The organism is Pseudohaemophilus parahaemolyticus (genome assembly GCF_938021905.1).
Taxonomy (GTDB): Bacteria; Pseudomonadota; Gammaproteobacteria; order Enterobacterales; family Pasteurellaceae; genus Haemophilus_A; species Haemophilus_A parahaemolyticus_B.
Genome location: NZ_CALIFA010000068.1, coordinates 21,097 through 39,153, shown reverse-complemented (window position 1 = coordinate 39,153; position 18,057 = coordinate 21,097). Strand labels below are relative to the sequence as shown.

General features: G+C 40.9%; 18 protein-coding genes. 8 read left to right on the top strand and 10 right to left on the bottom strand.

What is annotated here, in order from left to right; all coding sequences use genetic code 11:
- The first annotated feature begins 3 nt into the window (after window positions 1-3).
- Both ptrA and QMF79_RS07180 read left to right on the top strand, forming a co-directional pair.
- Window positions 4-2,958 (top strand): pitrilysin, encoded by a 2,955-nt coding sequence (gene ptrA / locus QMF79_RS07185; RefSeq protein ID WP_281773296.1) that lies wholly within the window; start codon window positions 4-6, stop codon window positions 2,956-2,958.
- Window positions 2,959-3,071: 113 nt separating this feature from the next.
- Window positions 3,072-3,551 (top strand): hypothetical protein, encoded by a 480-nt coding sequence (locus QMF79_RS07180; RefSeq protein ID WP_281773295.1) that lies wholly within the window; start codon window positions 3,072-3,074, stop codon window positions 3,549-3,551.
- 46 nt (window positions 3,552-3,597) lie between these two features.
- Here QMF79_RS07180 and ftsN read toward each other — a convergent pair whose 3' ends face one another.
- The 7 genes from ftsN to rluC all read right to left on the bottom strand — a co-directional run bounded on the left by ftsN (window position 3,598) and on the right by rluC (window position 9,404).
- A complete protein-coding gene (gene ftsN, locus QMF79_RS07175; RefSeq protein ID WP_425591888.1) occupies window positions 3,598-4,419 on the bottom strand; it encodes a cell division protein FtsN in 822 nt (273 codons plus the stop codon).
- A gap of 131 nt (window positions 4,420-4,550) precedes the next feature.
- A complete protein-coding gene (locus QMF79_RS07170) occupies window positions 4,551-5,309 on the bottom strand; it encodes a class I SAM-dependent methyltransferase (protein WP_281773294.1) in 759 nt (252 codons plus the stop codon).
- On the bottom strand, window positions 5,309-6,001 hold the full coding sequence (locus QMF79_RS07165) for a M15 family metallopeptidase (RefSeq protein ID WP_281773293.1): 693 nt from the start codon (window positions 5,999-6,001) through the stop codon (window positions 5,309-5,311). Before QMF79_RS07165 ends, QMF79_RS07170 begins: the two co-directional genes overlap by 1 nt.
- 79 nt (window positions 6,002-6,080) lie before the next feature.
- On the bottom strand, window positions 6,081-7,214 hold the full coding sequence (gene dapE, locus QMF79_RS07160) for a succinyl-diaminopimelate desuccinylase (RefSeq protein WP_281773292.1): 1,134 nt from the start codon (window positions 7,212-7,214) through the stop codon (window positions 6,081-6,083).
- Between the two features lie 3 nt (window positions 7,215-7,217).
- The gene (locus tag QMF79_RS07155; RefSeq protein WP_281773291.1) at window positions 7,218-7,565 is read right to left on the bottom strand and encodes an ArsC family reductase; all 348 of its coding nucleotides are present in this window, start codon (window positions 7,563-7,565) and stop codon (window positions 7,218-7,220) included.
- Window positions 7,566-7,574: 9 nt separating this feature from the next.
- Window positions 7,575-8,420, bottom strand: a complete 846-nt coding sequence (folP, locus tag QMF79_RS07150; protein WP_281773290.1) for a dihydropteroate synthase — start codon at window positions 8,418-8,420, stop codon at window positions 7,575-7,577.
- Window positions 8,421-8,441: 21 nt separating this feature from the next.
- Window positions 8,442-9,404, bottom strand: coding sequence for a 23S rRNA pseudouridine(955/2504/2580) synthase RluC (gene rluC, locus QMF79_RS07145; RefSeq protein ID WP_281773289.1), 963 nt, complete (start codon window positions 9,402-9,404; stop codon window positions 8,442-8,444).
- 86 nt (window positions 9,405-9,490) lie between these two features.
- On the opposite strand from rluC, the gene QMF79_RS07140 reads away from it, so the two are divergent.
- Window positions 9,491-10,396, top strand: coding sequence for a mechanosensitive ion channel family protein (locus QMF79_RS07140; protein ID WP_281773288.1), 906 nt, complete (start codon window positions 9,491-9,493; stop codon window positions 10,394-10,396).
- A gap of 2 nt (window positions 10,397-10,398) precedes the next feature.
- Here QMF79_RS07140 and QMF79_RS07135 read toward each other — a convergent pair whose 3' ends face one another.
- The 3 genes from QMF79_RS07135 to QMF79_RS07125 all read right to left on the bottom strand — a co-directional run bounded on the left by QMF79_RS07135 (window position 10,399) and on the right by QMF79_RS07125 (window position 12,704).
- On the bottom strand, window positions 10,399-11,190 hold the full coding sequence (locus QMF79_RS07135; RefSeq protein WP_281773287.1) for a glycosyltransferase family 2 protein: 792 nt from the start codon (window positions 11,188-11,190) through the stop codon (window positions 10,399-10,401).
- Window positions 11,187-11,885: a UDP-2,3-diacylglucosamine diphosphatase gene (gene lpxH / locus QMF79_RS07130; RefSeq protein ID WP_281773286.1), complete on the bottom strand. Its 699-nt coding sequence runs from the start codon at window positions 11,883-11,885 to the stop codon at window positions 11,187-11,189. The genes QMF79_RS07135 and lpxH overlap by 4 nt, the downstream gene beginning before the upstream one ends.
- 189 nt (window positions 11,886-12,074) lie before the next feature.
- The gene (locus tag QMF79_RS07125) at window positions 12,075-12,704 is read right to left on the bottom strand and encodes an NAD(P)H-dependent oxidoreductase (protein WP_281773285.1); all 630 of its coding nucleotides are present in this window, start codon (window positions 12,702-12,704) and stop codon (window positions 12,075-12,077) included.
- A 151-nt stretch (window positions 12,705-12,855) separates the two neighbouring features.
- Between QMF79_RS07125 and napF the strand changes: the two genes are divergently transcribed.
- From napF to napH, 5 genes are all read left to right on the top strand, one after another.
- Entirely contained in the window at window positions 12,856-13,386 is a 531-nt protein-coding gene (gene napF / locus QMF79_RS07120) for a ferredoxin-type protein NapF (RefSeq protein ID WP_281773284.1), read from the top strand.
- A gap of 17 nt (window positions 13,387-13,403) precedes the next feature.
- Window positions 13,404-13,667, top strand: coding sequence for a chaperone NapD (locus tag QMF79_RS07115; RefSeq protein WP_040218310.1), 264 nt, complete (start codon window positions 13,404-13,406; stop codon window positions 13,665-13,667).
- Window positions 13,668-13,683: 16 nt separating this feature from the next.
- Complete coding sequence (gene napA / locus QMF79_RS07110; RefSeq protein ID WP_281773283.1) at window positions 13,684-16,167, top strand: nitrate reductase catalytic subunit NapA; 2,484 nt, start codon at window positions 13,684-13,686, stop codon at window positions 16,165-16,167.
- A 69-nt stretch (window positions 16,168-16,236) separates the two neighbouring features.
- Window positions 16,237-17,142 (top strand): ferredoxin-type protein NapG, encoded by a 906-nt coding sequence (gene napG, locus QMF79_RS07105; protein ID WP_111312921.1) that lies wholly within the window; start codon window positions 16,237-16,239, stop codon window positions 17,140-17,142.
- On the top strand, window positions 17,142-18,038 hold the full coding sequence (napH, locus tag QMF79_RS07100; protein ID WP_281773282.1) for a quinol dehydrogenase ferredoxin subunit NapH: 897 nt from the start codon (window positions 17,142-17,144) through the stop codon (window positions 18,036-18,038). The genes napG and napH overlap by 1 nt, the downstream gene beginning before the upstream one ends.
- Window positions 18,039-18,057: the final 19 nt, after the last annotated feature.

Sequence of the window (18,057 nt, the reverse complement as noted above, 5' to 3'; positions counted from 1 at the left end):
AATATGAAGAAAACACAATTAAATCACACTATTCGTTATGCCATTCTTTCCACATTTTTGGCACTGAATGTGACACCTACTGCATTTGCAGAAAATAATCAAAATCAGACCGCTATTATTCAAGAACAGACTGACACTAATTTAGGCTTTAAATTGATTAAAACACAAATCAATAAAAGCCTGAATGATAAAGCCATTTATCAAGGCATTAAATTAGATAATGGAATGACGGTATTATTGATTTCGGATGAAAAGGCGAATAAGTCCTTAATATCGATGGCAATTCCCATTGGCTCGATGGAAGATCCGATTTCTCAACAAGGTTTAGCACATTATTTAGAACATATGATCTTGATGGGATCAAGAAACTTCCCAGAAACCAATAGTTTAGATAAATTTTTAAACAAAAATGGAGGCTATAATAATGCTTCTACTACGGCTTATCGTACCGCTTATTATTTGGAAGTAAATAACGATGCATTCGATGAAGCAGTTACTCGCTTTGCTGATACGCTCGCATTTCCACTGCTTTCTAAGGAAAATGCGGAAAAAGAAGTGAATGCAGTGAATGCTGAAATGGTGCGTGCAAAATCAAGTGATGGACATTTATTAAATAGCGTTAATTTAGCTACTTCTAACCCTGCACATCCAATTACAAAATTCACTGTGGGAAATAAAGAAACACTTTCAGATAAACCAAATAGTTTATTACAAACAGAATTAGAGAATTTTTATCATAAATATTATTCTGCAAATTTGATGAAAGTGGTTTTATATTCTAATCAACCGATTGAGAAATTAACAAAATTAGCAAATAAAACATTGGGTAAAGTGGAAAATAAACATTTAATTGCCCCGAAAATAGATATTCCACTTTTTAGAGATAAAGATAAGAGTGTACTTATCTCTTATAAACCTATTCAACCAATGAAAATGTTAGCTATTTCATTTGATATGCAAAATGATGAAGACAAATTTGCAAATAAAACAGGAGAATATTTAGCCTATATTTTCAATAATAATACTGATGGCACTTTATCAGATTATTTAATTAAGCAAGGTTTATCAGATAGTGGAATTTCTGCTCAAGCAACAGCAAATGTAAGTCGTAATCGTGGTAGTTTTACCTTTTATGTTACATTAACTGAAAAAGGATTAAAAGAAAAAGAAAATATTATTTCGCTTATTTTCCAACAAATAGATAAAGTAAAAAAACAAGGTATTCAAGAAAATTATTTTAATGAAGTACGTGAGAGCCTAAAACAAGAATTTACTCATTTACAAGTCGAAAAAAACGGGAATTATATTGAATCTCTCGCAGAACAAATGCTGTTTTATCCTTTAGAACATATTTTAGATGCAGATTATCTGGTTAAAAATATGGATAAAAAAGCGATTGAAGAAAAATTATCTGAAATGAATATCGATAATGCACGTATTTTATTGGTTAGCGATGATGTAAAAACTGATAAGAAATCGCCCTATTTTGAAGCGGGTTTCTCTATTGAAAAAATAAGTGATGAACAGAAAAAAGCATGGCTAGATTTCAGTAAAAACCCTGAAATCAAATTACCTGAATTAAATCCTTATTTCACTACTGACTTTTCTTTAATTAAAGAGGATAAAAGAACTTTGCCGAAATTGATTGAGGAAGAAAAAGGGACACAACTTTATGCAATGTCAAGCCAATATTTTTCTCACGATCCGAAGGCTCGTATTGCTGTTAATTTCTCAATTACGCCAAGAACAGATAGCTTAAAAGAAAGCATCAGTGCGACCATTTTGAGTTATATGAATGAATTAGCTCAAGCAAAAGTGGATTTCCAATCTTCTGTAGCAGGGATGGAGGCTGGGTTATCGTTAATTGAAAATGGTTTTTCATTGCGGGCAGAAGGCTATACACAGCATTTGGCTCAATTAATGCAAGATAAAATGCAACAATTTAGCCAATTTGAATTAAATGAAAAATATTTAGTGCAAGCGAAACAGCGTTTAATTGAAGCCTTAGATGGAAAACGTAAAGCGAATAGCTTAAATCAAGCAAATGAAATCTTTGTGAATTTCTCTAGTTATCCTTATTTTGAAGAGGATAAACAGCGTGAGATGATCGACAAAATTACGTTAAAAGATATTCAATCTATTCGAGAGAAATTATTATCAAAAGCCACAAGTGTGCGAGCTTTATCTGTAGGTAATTTTACTGATAATCAAGTTAAAAATATTATATCTGAGTTAGAAAAAACAGCTAAAAATAATAATAGTGAATTAGCTAAATATCGCTATTTAGATATTAACCAAAGCACAAAAAAATTAAATGCCATTAAATTTGTACCAAATGAAGATAATGCACTCTCGATTGCTTATATGGCAAAAGACTATGATGAGTTGGCAGGCGAAGTGCGAGCAATGTTGCTGAAAGATATTATTTCTCGCTGGTATTTTGATGATTTACGCACTAATAAACAATTAGGCTATGTAGTGTATGCAACTCAAGCGAAAGTAGGCAAAACATCAGGTATTCGTTTTATGGTGCAAAGTCCAAATACGAGCCCGAAAGGGATTATGCAACATAATGAACGCTTTTTTGCAGAAAGTTTGCAAAAATTGACCGCTTTAAGTGAGTCTGAATTTGATCAGTTCAAAGAGAGTTTATTAAATAAATTGGAAAGAAAGCCTGAGTCGCTTTCACAAGAATTTGAAAACTTTAGTTTTGATTATGCACGAGGTAATCAACAATTCGATCGTAAAGAGAAGCTGATGCAAGCGGTGAAAAATCTGACGAAAAATGACATTCTGGCATTCTATCAAAACGCGGTGATTGAGCAACAAGGTTTGGTATTCATCAGCCAAGCATTGGGCACGAAGACAAAAGCAGAAGATGCGATTTCACCACAGGGGTTTGAGAAAGTGGAGAATGTTGAAGAACTTCAGAAAGCATTTGAAGTGAAGTTTTATTAAGATACTAAAGGCACAAGCATCTAGACTTGTGCCTTTTAATACAAAAGATCGTTATTTTCACTCTTCTTCATTTACGCTATGATAGCTACCTTTCTATTTTCCTAAGAATAATTATGCTCAAAAAATCCAAATTGATCCTGGTTGGTATTACCTTGGTCACACTCTTTGCTTGTACTACAATGCCTAACAAGCAACAGCCCAAAAAATCTGCACAAGCAAGATTTCTAAAAGAAGATATTACACAGTCAGAATTGAATAATCTAAAAGATTACAAACGCTATTACTATGTTTGTAAGAATGTCATGACAGGTGAACGGGCATCGCTGACCACTTATTTCCCGCTTTCACGAGAGAGTCGAAAAAAAGAAAATTTTGGTATCTATTTTCAGCTAAACGGTGGAAAAGCTGTGCCGTTCGATCATATTCAAAATAGGGAATTGAATGCTCGAGGTACGCGTTTTGAGGTCATTTATCATTCATATTACCCAATTGAAGGGGGCTCAGTTGAGCTTGTAGCTCGTCAACACGGTTCCACTTACTACAAAATCTATCAAGGGCAACGAACAGCTTGGTTGAATTGTAAGGAAGTCTGATTAGAGCTTGTAGATGTATTATAAACATCTACAAGTATTGATTTTATTACATCGCTACAATCACGCATTCTGCTACACTTCTTGCATTAGATTGGGCAGTTGCAGCTGCTGCACGGTTTCCGACAGGACCGACAAACACACGGTTCCAATCTGCCCCGCTAACAATGCGGGCGTTGAAACCTGCCATAGCAAGGCGGGCTTGCATATTTTCAGCTTGTGCTTTGTTTTTGAATGCTCCGCATTGAAGCCCGAAACTACCAGGTTTTGGCTGAGAAGCGGTCGGTTTTTCTTCCGATTTTGCAGCTGTCACTTTAGCTTGCTCTGTTTTTGTTTGTTCTGCTTTCGCTTTTGCTTTTTCTGCTTCCGCTTTCTTCGCAGCTAATTCTTGCTGTTTTTTTAATTCTGCTTGTTTACGTTTTTCTTCAGCAAGTTTTTGCTCACGTGCTTTTTGAGCTGCGATTTCAGCATCGGATGGTACTGTTGGTTGCTCTCTTGCGACTTCTGGCTCTATGGGTTCTGCTGCAAGGCGAGCAGCTTCTTCCTGTTTACGCTTTTCTTCTAATTGTGCCAGTTGCTCTTTCGAAAGCTGAGCTGATTTTGGCTGCCCTTTGTTTGGATCGGTAACTACCTCACGGGTTTCTAAATCGCGAATGTAGCTATACACTTCCTCAGGGCGACTAGGCAAGGTTGTGCCTTGTGGCAAGGGCTGTGCAGTTTGTGGAATCGGAGAGTTAGGGGCTGGAGCATTTTCTTTCATTAACCATAAACCTAGTCCAAGTGCTAACAAAATAATGATAGCCAGCGATAATATGGTGGAAACGCTCATTCCTTTTGATCTTCTTGAGCGAGCCATAGACTGTCGAGACATTTTTGCTTAACCTTAAAATAAAAAATAATAATGGGTAAATTCTACTGAAAAATAGCCCGCTTGCCTATCAATTGGGCGAGTTCAGTTTTAAAAGTTTTGTAAATTTTTGTTACATTTGCTGAATTTTCCGTTTAAATATGAAGCAAATGTGACAAATACACATCAAATCGGTGATTTTTGGTCATTTGACTAAAATCAGGTTTTTGTTCAGCAATAAACGGAGCATAATCAGGGCGTTTGACTACCACTCGTTTGCGAGCCACTTGTTTCGCTGGTTGGAAAAAATCATCCGAATCTAAATCCGCACCCACTAAATGTTGGAATACGCGCATTTCTTTTTTGACCAACGCACTTTTTTGTTTATGTGGAAACATCGGATCGAAATAGACTACATCAACTGGTGCTTCATTCACAGTAGCATATTCACTAATGGTATGAAATGGCAATAAAACCATCCTTGATTGCATAAATTCGCCAATTTCAGGATCTTGATAAGCCCGCTTTAAGCCATCTTCCAGTAAAGCGGAAACCACGGGGTTGCGCTCAATCAATTGCACTTTACAGCCAATGGCAGCGAGCACGAATGCATCGCGCCCAAGCCCTGCGGTTGCATCAATTACAGTGGGTAAGTAGCTACCTTTAATGCCGACTGCTTTCGCTACTGCTTCGCCTCGTCCACCGCCAAACTTACGGCGATGTGCCATTGTGCCATCCACAAAATTCACCGCAATTGCCCCGAGCTTCGGTTCGTCTAATTTGCGTAATTCCAAGCGTTCGGGTGTTTGTACTAGAGCTAAAATAGCATCTGGATTGTGGCGTAGTTGCCATTTTTCACAAATGGTTTGGAAGGCGTTTTCATCGCCATTTTCGTTAATTAATTGAATTGTCATTACAAAATATAATCTTTAAAAAGCGTGTCAAAATGGGCGATAAGTGCTTCTTTACCTGCAACCTCTTCCGTTTCCCAGGCTTGTGTTAGGTGGTTTGTAGCAAATTGTTGTTGATAAAGCTCCGCAATAGGGAAATAACTGATATGCCAAGGCTCAACGCCAATAAGCTTACCTTCGTTGTTTTCAGGCATAAAGGGGAAGTAAAAACCAAACGTTTCAGCATTTGCCAACAACCAGTTGGTTAAACGCTGGAAGTAACCGCCTGTCTGGTATTCCCAAGGTTCAAGCATCAATTTTTTGCCTGCAGGCAGCACATCAGGATCGAAGAAATCGATCTCTGTTCCCCAGTGATGGCGACTCGCACCTGGTACAGCAGACCAGCGTAAAATAGCTTGGCATTTTTGCCAATCGCTCAAGCCCTCCAGCTCAATCGCATTGCCTTTATCATCGTGCACTTTACGCTCGCCATTAAATTTGGCGTTCCAAATCAGTTTCTGACGTTCAAAATCACGAAACGTGCTGGCAGGTTGTAAATTAAAGCCTGCATTTTTGGCAGCTTGCTGTAATGCTAAAAAAGCTTTTACCGCTTCTGGTTGCAAGGCGTGTTTGTCCGATAGTGCATTCGGCAATGCAATTAAATGCTCACGGTCTTTGCCCGTGAGAATATCGGTAAGGTTTGCAAAGTTTGGCATTTTTTTGACCGCTTGTTTAGATAAAATGTAGCAACTATGTTGTTTTTCGAGTAGAGGCGAGTGCAACACGTCCCTACAATTATTTAATCAACAATTTTTCCGCAATCTGGTAATACACCTCACCACATTTGCCCAAGTCGTCCACGTTGACGCATTCGTTGACTTTGTGAATGGTGGCATTGAGAGGGCCGAATTCCACCACTTCGGCACCCATTAAGGCGATAAAACGTCCGTCTGATGTGCCACCACTGGTGTCTAAACGAGGTGTAATCTTGGTTACATTTTTGACCGCTTGTTGGGCGGCTTGCACCAACTTTCCATTGCCTGCAAGAAACGGTTTTCCTGATAAGTTCCAGCTAATTCGATGCTTTAAGCCATATTTTTGCAATATTTCTGCTACTTTAGTTTTGATGATTTCATCGGTCACTTCGGTGCAATAGCGCAAGTTAAATTGCACATAAAGCTCCCCTGGGATCACGTTATTGCTACCTGTGCCAGCTTTAATGTTGGCAATTTGTAGGCTGGTCGGCGGGAAAAATTCGTTTCCGTTATCCCATTGATAAGTCGTGAGTTCCGTCAAGAAACCGAGCGAAGTATGCACAGGGTTTTCGGCAAGATGTGGATAAGCAACGTGTCCTTGCACGCCTTCAATATAAAGTTCAGCAGTGATTGAACCGCGACGACCATTTTTAATTACATCTCCCAGCATTTTACCGCTTGAAGGTTCGCCCACCACGGCATAATGGATTGGTTCATTACGTGCCATTAAGGTTTCAACCACTTTTACTGTGCCATCTTTGGCGGCAGCTTCTTCGTCGGAGGTGATGAGTAAAGCGATTTTGCCAGCGTGGTTTGGGTTATTTTTCACAAAATTTTCTGCGGCAACTACAAGGGCAGCGAGCGAACCTTTCATATCGGCAGCCCCACGTCCATAAAGAATGTTATCCACAATGTTAGCTTCAAACGGTGGGTAAGTCCACGCATTTTTATCGCCCACAGGTACCACATCGGTATGCCCAGCGAAAACAAGGCAAGGTTCGCCTTCACCGTGGGTTGCCCATAAGTTGAGCGTGTCGCCAAATGGTAGCCATTCGATGTTGAATCCGACTGCTTGCAAGCGTTCTGCAATCAGTTGTTGGCAGCCTTCATCATTTGGGCTGATGGAAGGGTGCTGAATTAAATGTTGTGCTAAAGAGAGGATTTGTTGTTTCATTTTTTATTTCCCAAAAGCCACTTTATACTCTGCTTCATTAAACCCAATCAATGCTTTGCCATCTTCTAAGATAATCGGGCGTTTGATAAGCGTTGGTTGCTCGATTAAAACTTGTAATGCAGTTGCACGATCTAAGCTATTTTTAACCGCTTGATCGAGATTACGCCAAGTCGTCGAGCGTTTATTTACAAGCGTTTCCCAACCAAAGGTTTGTTCTGCTTGTTCAAGCCAAGCGGTATCTAAGCCATCAACGCGATAATCGTGTAATTGATGTGGGATCTGGTTATCCGCTAGCCATTTCAACGCTTTTTTGATGGTGTCACAATTTTTAATGCCATATACTTTAATCATTTTTCTTCCTTATTCTACGCTATTCATCGCTTGCCAAATACTCAAAGCTTCAGCCGTTTCGGCAACATCGTGCACGCGGACGATCTTTGCTCCGTTTTGAACGGAGAGCAATGCTCCCGTTACACTACCGATTACACGCTGATCCACAGGTTTGCCCGTAATTGCCCCAATCATTGATTTTCTAGAAAGCCCAGCTAACACAGGGAAACCAGAATCAACAAAGGCTTTGAGATGTTTCAATAATTGGTAATTATGCTCAACTGTTTTGCCAAAGCCAAAGCCAACGTCCAAAATAATATGCTCTTTAGGAATACCTGCAAGCGTACATTCTAAAATTCGGTGGTTTAAAAAATCTGCTACTTCTTCGACGACATCCTCATAATGCGGGGCTTGTTGCATCGTTTGCGGCGAGCCTTGCATATGCATAATGCAGACAGGTAAATCAAGTTCTGCGGCGGTCTCTAGTGCATTTGGTTCTGTTAATGCACGAATATCATTGAGAATATCCGCCCCTGCTTTTGCTGACTCGCGGAATACTTCTGCCTTTGAGCTATCCACTGAAATCAAACAATCAAAGCGACTTCTAATGGCTTCAACAAGCGGTACAACTCTCTCAATTTCTTGAGAAATGGTCACAGTTTCTGCATTCGGACGGGTCGATTCGCCACCAATGTCGATAATGTCTGCCCCATCATTGAGCATTTTTTCCACTTGAAATAGTGCTTTATCAAGCGAAAAAAACTTGCCTGAATCCGAGAACGAATCAGGCGTGAAATTCAAAATGCCCATAATATTCGGGCGAGTTAAATCCAACAAGCGGTCAGATTTTTGTTGGTTTTTGAAATGGATTTGCATTTTGTTCTCCTTTTTCGACCGCTATTTTTCCGCTCGTAACTTTGCCAATACTGCTTTCATTTTTTTATCAAGCGGTGCGGTAATCACGATCTCTTCACCCGTTTTAGGGTGTTCAAAATGGATAGAATAAGCGTGCAAGAATAGGCGATTTAAGCCAATTTGTTGCATTTTTTGGTCGAAATCACGGTCGCCATATTTATCATCACAAGCAATCGGATGCCCAGCGTATTGGGTATGCACGCGAATTTGGTGGGTTCGCCCTGTTACTGGCGAGGCCTTTACCAAGGTAGCAGAGGGGTAACGCTCTTCAATCACAAAACGGGTTTCCGACGGCTTGCCTGCTTCGCTCACTTTTACCATTCTTTCACCGCTTGCAAGTTCATTTTTGAGTAGTGGGGCTTTCACTACTTTAACGTGTGATTGCCATTGCCCTCGTACTAATGCTAAATAATCTTTTTGTACGACTTTTTCACGCAGTTGCTCGTGTAAATTGCGTAATGCCGAGCGTTTTTTGGCCACTAACAGAATGCCGGATGTGTCGCGGTCGATGCGGTGTACCAATTCCAAGAAACGTGCTTGCGGACGTAACGCGCGCAAAGCTTCAATTACGCCAAAACTTAAACCGCTTCCGCCGTGTACGGCAATGCCAGAAGGCTTGTTGATCACCAACATCACTTCATCTTCATACAAAATCTGGCTTTCTAATTCCGCCACTTTGTTGAGTTTGGTCGAAACAGGCGCTTCGTTTTTTTCTGCTACCCGCACAGGCGGTACACGTACGACATCATCTTCTTGAAGTTTATATTCTGGCTTAATTCGCCCTTTATTGACGCGCACCTCTCCCTTACGTACGATGCGATAAATCAAACTTTTCGGCACGCCTTTCAGCTTTGCCAAAAGAAAGTTATCCAAGCGTTGCCCTGCTTCATCATCGGAAATGGTGAAAAATTGCACGCTGGCACTGATTACTTTTTCTGTTGTCATAAAATATGAAATTTAGAGATAATATTGGTCTAAATTCTATCACAAACGCCCTCTTTTTCGGGCAAATTCAACAAAAAGGATCAAAAATGTCAGAAACAGCTCAAACAGCAACGCAAAATATTGATGTGGTGGCGACCACAGAAAAATTACTTCAAAAAGTAGATACAATGAGTATTGATGCGATTTTGCACGATTATTTAATCCCTTACGGCACCAAAATTGTGCTTGCAATTGCAATTTTTGTGATCGGCAAATGGCTGGCTAAGGCGATTAGCAAACTGATGAGTAAGGCAGTGTTAGCCTCAACCAAAGACGAAATGTTACAAAGTTTTGTACGTTCAATTAGTTATTTTTTATTGCTGCTTATTGTTGTGATTGCGTCGCTTTCCCAGCTTGGGATTAACACTAGCTCACTTGTAGCACTGATTGGTGCGGCTGGCTTAGCGATTGGTTTATCGTTACAGAATTCATTACAAAATTTCGCAGCAGGCGTGATGTTATTGATCTTCAAACCCTTTAAAAAAGGCGATTTTATTGAAACTTCAGGTATTAGTGGCACGGTGACCCAGATGGGGCTAGTTGTGCTTGAGCTTCGTACTGGTGATAATAAAACGGTACTTGTACCTAACAGTAATGTGTTTTCAAGCACGATTACTAACTATTCTGCGAATGAAACTCGCCGTGTCGATTTTATTTTTGATATCTCTTACGATGATGATATTGCTCAAGCCAAAGAGATTATTCGAGAAATTTTAGAAAAAGATGACCGCGTGTTAAAAGAACCTAAACCTGTTATTGCCGTTAGCACGTTAGCCTCAAGTAGCGTACAAATCATTGCTCGTCCGTGGGTAAATACGCCGAATTACTATGCGGTTTATTGGCAGGTTACTGAAAATGTGAAAATTGCTTTTGATAAGGCAGGTATTTCAATTCCATTTAACCAATTAGATGTGCATTTGAGCGGTTCTGTACCAGAAAGCTCTGTAAAATAGAGTTAATCCCATTCCATCTTCAATGGGTTAATCCCAATTCTCGAGCTGTTTAACCCCATTCTTAACTGTTCAATTCGTTGGCAGATGCGGCTGGTTACGCTTTCCGCTTCTGCCATTTTTTCAGGTGTAACACCCTCTGGTAGCTTACCAAATAAAATTGCATCTAGTAGGCGTTCGGCGTGCATTCCTTCATGGCAGTAGTGCAATACACCCGCATCTTGGAAACAGGTGGCAACATTGGCAATTTTAGTTGTAGCGATGCCCAATGCACCATCTTCTCCTCCTAATTCACGGAAAAGCTGATGTTGCGGAAAGCCACTGCAAGCAAAGAAAAAAGCTCGGCGGAACACAACGTTCCCACCGCAAGTCATTCGCATATGTTGCCAAGCGTACTCAAATTGCGGATGTGTGGCATATTTTCCCGCAATGCCAACAGGTTTTAAATCAAGGCGAACAAGGCTGACATCAGGGCAGAAATCCATCACGGCTTGAGCCACTTGTAAGGCTTGTGGTTCGTAGGCATCATCGGCATCTAGAAAGGCAATAAATTCCTCTTCACTTTGTAATGCTCCCCAATTTCTGGCTTTTGCTACACCACCGTTTTTCGGCATTTGTTCAATGCAAATTTTTTCAGGGAATTGCTTTTTTAGCGATAACATCAGTTCAAATGTGCCGTCCGTTGAGACGTCGTCCACCAGCCAAATTTTGCCTAATTCCGCCTGATTTAACGCACTTTGTACTGCTCGCACTAAGGTTTGCTCGGCGTTGTAACAAGGAATAATTACATCAATCATATAAATTTTGCTCCTGTTTCATCGACCACTAAGATAGAGGCATAATTGTCTCTCCAATCACCTAAGACAATACGAGTAAAGCCGTTTTCTTGATGAATATGTTCTCGGTGTGTATGCCCATGAATAAGTAATTTTGCTCTAAATTCTGCTACTTTTTCAGCAGTAAATTGTGCATTTACATCCATAATCGCTAAAGATTTTGATTGCTTATCTTGCTGACTTTTAGTTCGAATTTTATTGGCAATCTTCAAGCGGATAAAAAGGGGCAGGCAGAGGAAGAGTTTTTGTCGCCATTTTTGATGTACTTTTCGGCGGAATTGCTGATATTTGACATCGTCAATGCAAAGTGTATCGCCGTGGCAAAGTAATATCTTTTTGCCGTATAAATCAAGTACTTGATAATCAGGTAAAATCTCCATTCCTGTTTCTTGAGCAAAGCGTTGGCCAATTAAAAAATCACGGTTTCCGCAAATAAAATAACATTTCACACCGCTTGCGGTAAGTGTTTTAATAGCCTGTTTGATTTGAACGGTGAGTGAGGATTGCTCATCATCACCAATCCAAAAGTCAAACAAATCACCTAAAATATAAACATTTTCCGCAAGCGGTGCTTTTGTTTGCATAAATTGCAAAAATAGCTCTGTTAATTTAGGAGTAGATTCGCTTAAATGCAAATCAGACATAAAGTAGATCATAGTGTTAAATCAAATTGTTAAAATTAGCAGTAATGTAACGAAAAATAGTAGGCACTGCAAAGAGTAAATTTTGTGATTTAGATCATATTTGTGTGTTTGATTAAGAGGATAGCTAAAGTAAATGTAATATTAAAATAAATGTCTGTGATGAGGCGATAAAATTCATCGCCTTATGCTGAACGTGAAAGATTAACTTTTTAAATTTGCTTCTGTAATATGTTTAATATTTTCTAATACAGCTTGATAATCTATCGTTGGCATTCCCGTACCACCTAAAAAGTGCATTTGCACATTTTCAATACCACAGAAGTTAAATAAGCCGTTACCAAGCGTGTGGTCGAGTGATTGCAAAAAGCCTTTTTGTTCATATTTCTCATTAGTGTTACCCATTGTAACGAATTGTTGAATTTTCTTACCCTTGAGCAAACCAATGCTTGCCCCTTTGCCTGTTTGATACGCAAAGCCGTGGGTTAATATGCGGTCAATATAGCCTTTTAAAATCGCAGGGAAGCCCATCCACCAAAGTGGGTAAACGAAGGTAATCAAATCTGCTTCTTTCCAGAGTGCTTGCTCTGCCTGTACATCTTCTTCGTATTGTTTGCTGAAAGTGTTGATGCACTCTTGCCATTTCAACACGGGCGGGAAATTTTCGGCATTGAGGTCTCGAATAATCACCTTATGCCCTTCAGAAGCTTCTACCACTTTTTGTAAAACGGCTTGGTTAAAACTCTCTGGATTGGGGTGAGCGTAAATAATAAGATGTGTGTGGTTGTGTACCATATTGCGTCCCTGTTTTTGTTGTAAGAAATAATGTGCCATTTTACCCGCATAACGAAATTTTCTCTATCGTTCTTTGATTCGCATCAAGGAAAGGCTGATTAACCTTTCAAATACCCCTTTCAGGTAATAAGGGAAAAATTGGAAAAATTGGATAATACGCACTCAATATTTTGTAAGAGAAAAATCTGTTTTGAGTGATTTAACCAATCAATCTTTGCCGCGGCGTGCTTTTTTACGTGGGCAATTTTTAAATGCACTGAAAACGGAGCAAACCCAGCTACAAGGCTATTCAGCAGTTCGTCCACCTTGGGCGGATTTGGCAAATTTCTTAGAAAAATGCACCGCTTGCGGGCAGTGTGTGACAGCTTGTGAAACCAAGATTATCAAGCAAGGTGCAGGCGGTTTTCCAGAGGTGGATTTTACCCTTGGCGACAAGGAGTGCACCTTCTGCGAAAAATGCGTAAAAGTGTGTCCAGAGCCTGTTTTTTTGTTAACCAGCGAAGCGGCTTGGTCACATAAGGTGGAAATTTCTGAGCAATGTTTATTGCAACGAAAAATTGAGTGTCGTTCTTGTGGTGATTATTGCCCTGAGCGAGCGATTCGGTTCCGTCCAAGTTTAGGCGGAATTGCAATATTATCTTTAGATTTAACCGTTTGTAACGGCTGTGGGGCCTGTTTAAGTGTTTGTCCTGTTAAGGCAATTAGCCTTGTGGATAATTAATATTTTAGTGATTTCTGATGAGTCAATTTAGCGAAAACGAAAATTGGTATGTATGTAGCATTGTAGTGCAAGCCAGACCAGAAAAATTAGAGCAGGTGAAAGCTGAGATTTTAGCCATCCCAACGGCAGAAATTCATGGTGAGAAACCTGAGGAGGGAAAATTGGTGGTGACTCTTGAAAGTAACCGTCAATTAGCCCTTGCTGATTTAATGGATGAAATTAAAGACATTTCAGGTGTAATTGTAGTGTCATTAATTTCAAATTATTTAGATGAAAAATAATAGCGTGGGAAAAATTATGGAACTCAATCGTAGAGATTTTATGAAAGCCAATGCAGCGATGGCGGCAGCGGCGGCAGCGGGAATGACTATTCCTGTTAAAAACGTCTATGCGGAAGATATAGGCATTAAGTGGGATAAAGCACCTTGTCGCTTCTGCGGAACAGGTTGTAGCGTATTGGTAGGAACCAAAGATGGTCGTGTGGTGGCAACCCAAGGTGACCCAGATGCAGAAGTAAACCGTGGTTTAAACTGTATCAAAGGCTACTTCCTTTCAAAAATTATGTACGGTGCAGACCGTGTGCAAACGCCTTTATTGCGTATGAAAGATGGCAAATTCCACAAAGAAGGTGACTTCACACCTGTGACTTGGGATCAGGCTTTCACTATTATGGCGGAAAAAATCAAAGCTATCTTGAAGAAAAAAGAACCGAATGCAGTCGGTATGTTCTCTTCAGGTCAAACCACGATTTTCGAAGGTTATGCGAAAGTAAAACTGTGGAAAGCAGGTTTACGTTCTAATACCATCGACCCGAACGCCCGTCACTGTATGGCATCGGCAGCGGTGGCGTTTATGCGTACCTTTGGCATGGATGAACCAATGGGTTGCTATAATGACATCGAAAAAACCGATGCATTTGTGCTTTGGGGTTCGAATATGGCGGAAATGCACCCAATTTTGTGGAGCCGTATTTCTGATCGTCGTCTTTCCAATGATAATGTGCGTGTTGTGGTGATGTCTACCTTCGAACATCGTTCATTTGAATTAGCGGATACTCCAATCATCTTCAAACCGCATTCAGACTTAGCGATCCTCAACTATATCGCCAACTACATTATTCAAAACGATAAAGTGAACTGGGATTTCGTCAACAAACACACTAAGTTCAAACGTGGTGAAACCGACATTGGTTATGGCTTGCGCCCTGAACATCCATTAGAGGTAGCAGCGAAAAATCGTAAAACAGCAGGTAAGATGCACGATTCAGACTTTGAAGAGTTCAAAAAAATTGTAGAACCTTACACGCTTGAAAAAGCACACGAAATATCTGGCGTGCCGAAAGATCAGCTTGAAACACTTGCAAAAATGTATGCAGATCCAGAGAAAAATATTGTTTCTTACTGGACGATGGGCTTTAACCAACACACTCGCGGTGTATGGGTAAACCAAATGATGTATAACGTGCATTTATTGACAGGTAAAATCTCAAAACCAGGTTGTGGACCATTCTCTCTAACAGGTCAGCCATCAGCTTGTGGTACGGCTCGTGAAGTAGGGACTTTCGTACACCGTTTACCAGCGGATATGGTGGTAACCAATCCAAAACATGTGGCAACTGCAGAAAAAATCTGGAAATTACCTACAGGAGTTATTCCAACTGTACCTGGTTACCCAGCTGTACAGCAAAGCCGTGCATTAAAAGATGGCAAAATGAATTTCCTATGGCAGATGTGTACCAACAATATGCAAGGTGGTCCAAATATTAATGAAGAAATTTTCCCAGGCTGGCGTAACCCTGAGAACTTTATTGTGGTTTCTGACCCATATCCTTCAGCTTCAGCGGTTTCTGCTGACTTAATTCTTCCGACTTGTATGTGGGTAGAAAAAGAAGGGGGGTATGGTAATGCGGAACGCCGCACACAATTATGGCGTCAGCAAGTAAAAGGTCCAGGTGATGCACGCTCTGACTTATGGCAAATTGTTGAGTTTTCTAAATATTTCAAAACAGATGAAGTATGGCCCGAAGAAGTTTTAGCTAAAAATCCAGAATATCGTGGTAAAACGCTTTATGAAGTGCTTTACCTTAACGATCAGGTTAATCAATATCAAATTCCAACAGATATTCCTGGCTATTTAAATGATGAAGCAGAACACTTTGGCTTCTATCTCCAAAAAGGTTTGTTTGAAGAATATGCTTCATTCGGGCGCGGACATGGACACGACTTAGCACCATTTGATACTTATCATAAAGTGCGTGGTTTACGTTGGCCAGTAGTAGATGGTAAAGAAACGCTCTGGCGTTATCGTGAAGGGTTCGACCCATACGTTAAAGCAGGCGAAGAAGTTGCATTCTATGGTTATCCAGATAAAAGAGCGATTATTCTTGGCGTTCCTTATGAACCACCTGCAGAATCACCAAACGAAGAATATCCGTTATGGCTTTGTACAGGTCGTGTGCTTGAACACTGGCATACGGGTACGATGACGCGCCGTGTACCAGAATTACACCGTGCGTTCCCAAATAACTTAGTGTGGATGCACCCAACGGATGCTAAAAAATATAATTTACGTCATGGGGATAAAGTGAAGTTAACGACTCGTCGTGGTGAAATGATTTCATATTTAGACACACGCGGTCGAAACAAATGTCCTCCTGGTTTAATTTTTACAACATTCTTCGATGCAGGACAATTGACGAATAAATTAACCTTAGATGCAACCGACCCAATTTCTGGCGAAACCGACTACAAAAAATGTGCGGTAAGAGTGGAGAAAGCCTAAGCCAGAATAAGATTAAGCGGGCAAATAGCAAATTTTTGCAAAATTTGACCGCTTACAAAGGAAAACAAGATGAAACTGGATCCAAACCGCCGTCAATTTTTGAAAAATGTAACACGAATTGCGGCAGGGGTATGTGGAGCAGGCGTTATTCTTGGATTGCAACAACAGCAAGCTAAGGCGAAAGAAGGCGTGGCTCTGCGTCCACCTGGTGCGTTACCAGAAAACGAATTCTTAGCCGCTTGTACTCGTTGTGGGCAGTGTGTGCAGGCGTGTCCTTACGATATGTTGCACTTAGCTTCGCTGATTGCTCCGATGGAAGCAGGAACGCCGTATTTCGTGGCACGCGATAAGCCTTGCGAAATGTGTCCCGATATTCCTTGTATGAACGCTTGTCCGAGTGGTGCATTAAGCGAAGAGCTTAAAAATATCAACGATGCCCGTATGGGCTTGGCGGTGTTACTTGACCACGAAACCTGCCTCAACTGGCAAGGTTTGCGTTGCGACGTGTGCTACCGAGTTTGTCCGCTGATTGACAAGGCGATTACGCTTGAGAATGTCCATAACGATCGCACAGGCATTCATGCTAAACTGATTCCAACCGTGCATTCTGATGCTTGCACAGGCTGCGGTAAATGTGAACAAGCGTGTGTGTTGGAAGAAGCGGCGATTAAAGTGTTGCCTATGGATCTCGCCAAAGGCTTACTCGGTCGTCATTACCGCCTTGGCTGGAAAGAGAAACAGAATGCGGGTAAATCTTTAATTGAGGAAAAACATCCTGATGGATTGCGTCCGCAGTTTGAGGCAAGAATGCCCGAGGGGATGAGTGAAGCAAGCTATAAACCAATGCAAGTGAAGCCAAATCAGAAAGTGGCAACGCCAAACCGAGCTTCTATGGATTATGTGCCAAGTTCAACCACTGTGCCAGAAGCGGAACATTTTCCAAATTTAGACTTAAACATTAAGGGGGTGAAATAGTGGCAGTTGCTCCAAAATATACCCCAAATAAACCCAAAGATGCGGGCTTAGAAGCTCGGCAAAAATTGGGTTGGTGGCGAGCTTATCGTTTCCTGTTTTTAAGACGGCTCAGCCAATTGAGTATCATTTTGATGTTTTTAAGCGGGCCGATGTGGAATGTCTGGATCTTAAAAGGCAATTATAGCTCAAGTATGTTATTCGGCACCGTGCCGCTGACTGATCCGCTGATTACCGCAGAAAGTTTAGCCACAGGTTACTTGCCTGAAATGACTACGCTTATCGGTGCGTTCATCATTGTGCTGTTTTATGCGGTGGTGGCAAGCAAAGCATTTTGCAGTTGGGTTTGCCCAATGAATATAGTGACTGATGCCGCTGCGTGGTTCAGACGCAAACTCGGCATTCGTCAATCGCTAAAAATCTCCCGCGAATTACGTTATGTGATTCTAGGTGTGATTTTAGTCGGCAGTGCTTTCACAGGCTCGCTGCTGTGGGAGTGGATTAACCCCGTCGCTGCTCTTGGACGTGTTTTTGTTTATGGCTTAGGGGCAACCCTCTGGCTAGTTGCAGTTATTTTCCTGTTCGACTTGCTGGTTGCCGAACACGGTTGGTGCGGTCATCTCTGCCCGATTGGGGCAATGTATGGCGTGATTGGTGTAAAAAGTTTAGTGAAAGTGAATGTGGTGGATCGTAGCCGTTGCGACCGCTGTATGGACTGCTACAACGTCTGCCCAGAGCCACAAGTGCTACGTATTCCCTTGCATGGCAAGCCTGAAGATAGCCCGATTGTGTTGGCAAAAGATTGTATTACTTGCGGACGTTGTATTGACGTTTGTGCTGAAAATGTTTTTGCATTTGGTTCTCGGTTTGAGAAGCAAATTAACATTAAAAATTTGTAAAATTGTAATGGAGTGATTT

Excerpts from the sequence above, each read along its gene's own strand:
- dapE (WP_281773292.1), bottom strand. The coding sequence starts at position 7,214 with ATGAAACAACAAATCCTCTCTTTAGCACAACATTTAATTCAGCACCCT.
- QMF79_RS07155 (WP_281773291.1), bottom strand. The coding sequence starts at position 7,565 with ATGATTAAAGTATATGGCATTAAAAATTGTGACACCATCAAAAAAGCG.
- QMF79_RS07135 (WP_281773287.1), bottom strand. The coding sequence starts at position 11,190 with ATGATTGATGTAATTATTCCTTGTTACAACGCCGAGCAAACCTTAGTG.
- QMF79_RS07165 (WP_281773293.1), bottom strand. The coding sequence starts at position 6,001 with ATGCCAAACTTTGCAAACCTTACCGATATTCTCACGGGCAAAGACCGT.
- folP (WP_281773290.1), bottom strand. The coding sequence starts at position 8,420 with ATGCAAATCCATTTCAAAAACCAACAAAAATCTGACCGCTTGTTGGAT.
- napA (WP_281773283.1), top strand. The coding sequence starts at position 13,684 with ATGGAACTCAATCGTAGAGATTTTATGAAAGCCAATGCAGCGATGGCG.
- rluC (WP_281773289.1), bottom strand. The coding sequence starts at position 9,404 with ATGACAACAGAAAAAGTAATCAGTGCCAGCGTGCAATTTTTCACCATT.
- napG (WP_111312921.1), top strand. The coding sequence starts at position 16,237 with ATGAAACTGGATCCAAACCGCCGTCAATTTTTGAAAAATGTAACACGA.
- lpxH (WP_281773286.1), bottom strand. The coding sequence starts at position 11,885 with ATGATCTACTTTATGTCTGATTTGCATTTAAGCGAATCTACTCCTAAA.
- QMF79_RS07140 (WP_281773288.1), top strand. The coding sequence starts at position 9,491 with ATGTCAGAAACAGCTCAAACAGCAACGCAAAATATTGATGTGGTGGCG.
- ptrA (WP_281773296.1), top strand. The coding sequence starts at position 4 with ATGAAGAAAACACAATTAAATCACACTATTCGTTATGCCATTCTTTCC.
- QMF79_RS07170 (WP_281773294.1), bottom strand. The coding sequence starts at position 5,309 with ATGACAATTCAATTAATTAACGAAAATGGCGATGAAAACGCCTTCCAA.
- QMF79_RS07115 (WP_040218310.1), top strand. The coding sequence starts at position 13,404 with ATGAGTCAATTTAGCGAAAACGAAAATTGGTATGTATGTAGCATTGTA.
- ftsN (WP_425591888.1), bottom strand. The coding sequence starts at position 4,419 with ATGTCTCGACAGTCTATGGCTCGCTCAAGAAGATCAAAAGGAATGAGC.
- QMF79_RS07180 (WP_281773295.1), top strand. The coding sequence starts at position 3,072 with ATGCTCAAAAAATCCAAATTGATCCTGGTTGGTATTACCTTGGTCACA.
- QMF79_RS07125 (WP_281773285.1), bottom strand. The coding sequence starts at position 12,704 with ATGGCACATTATTTCTTACAACAAAAACAGGGACGCAATATGGTACAC.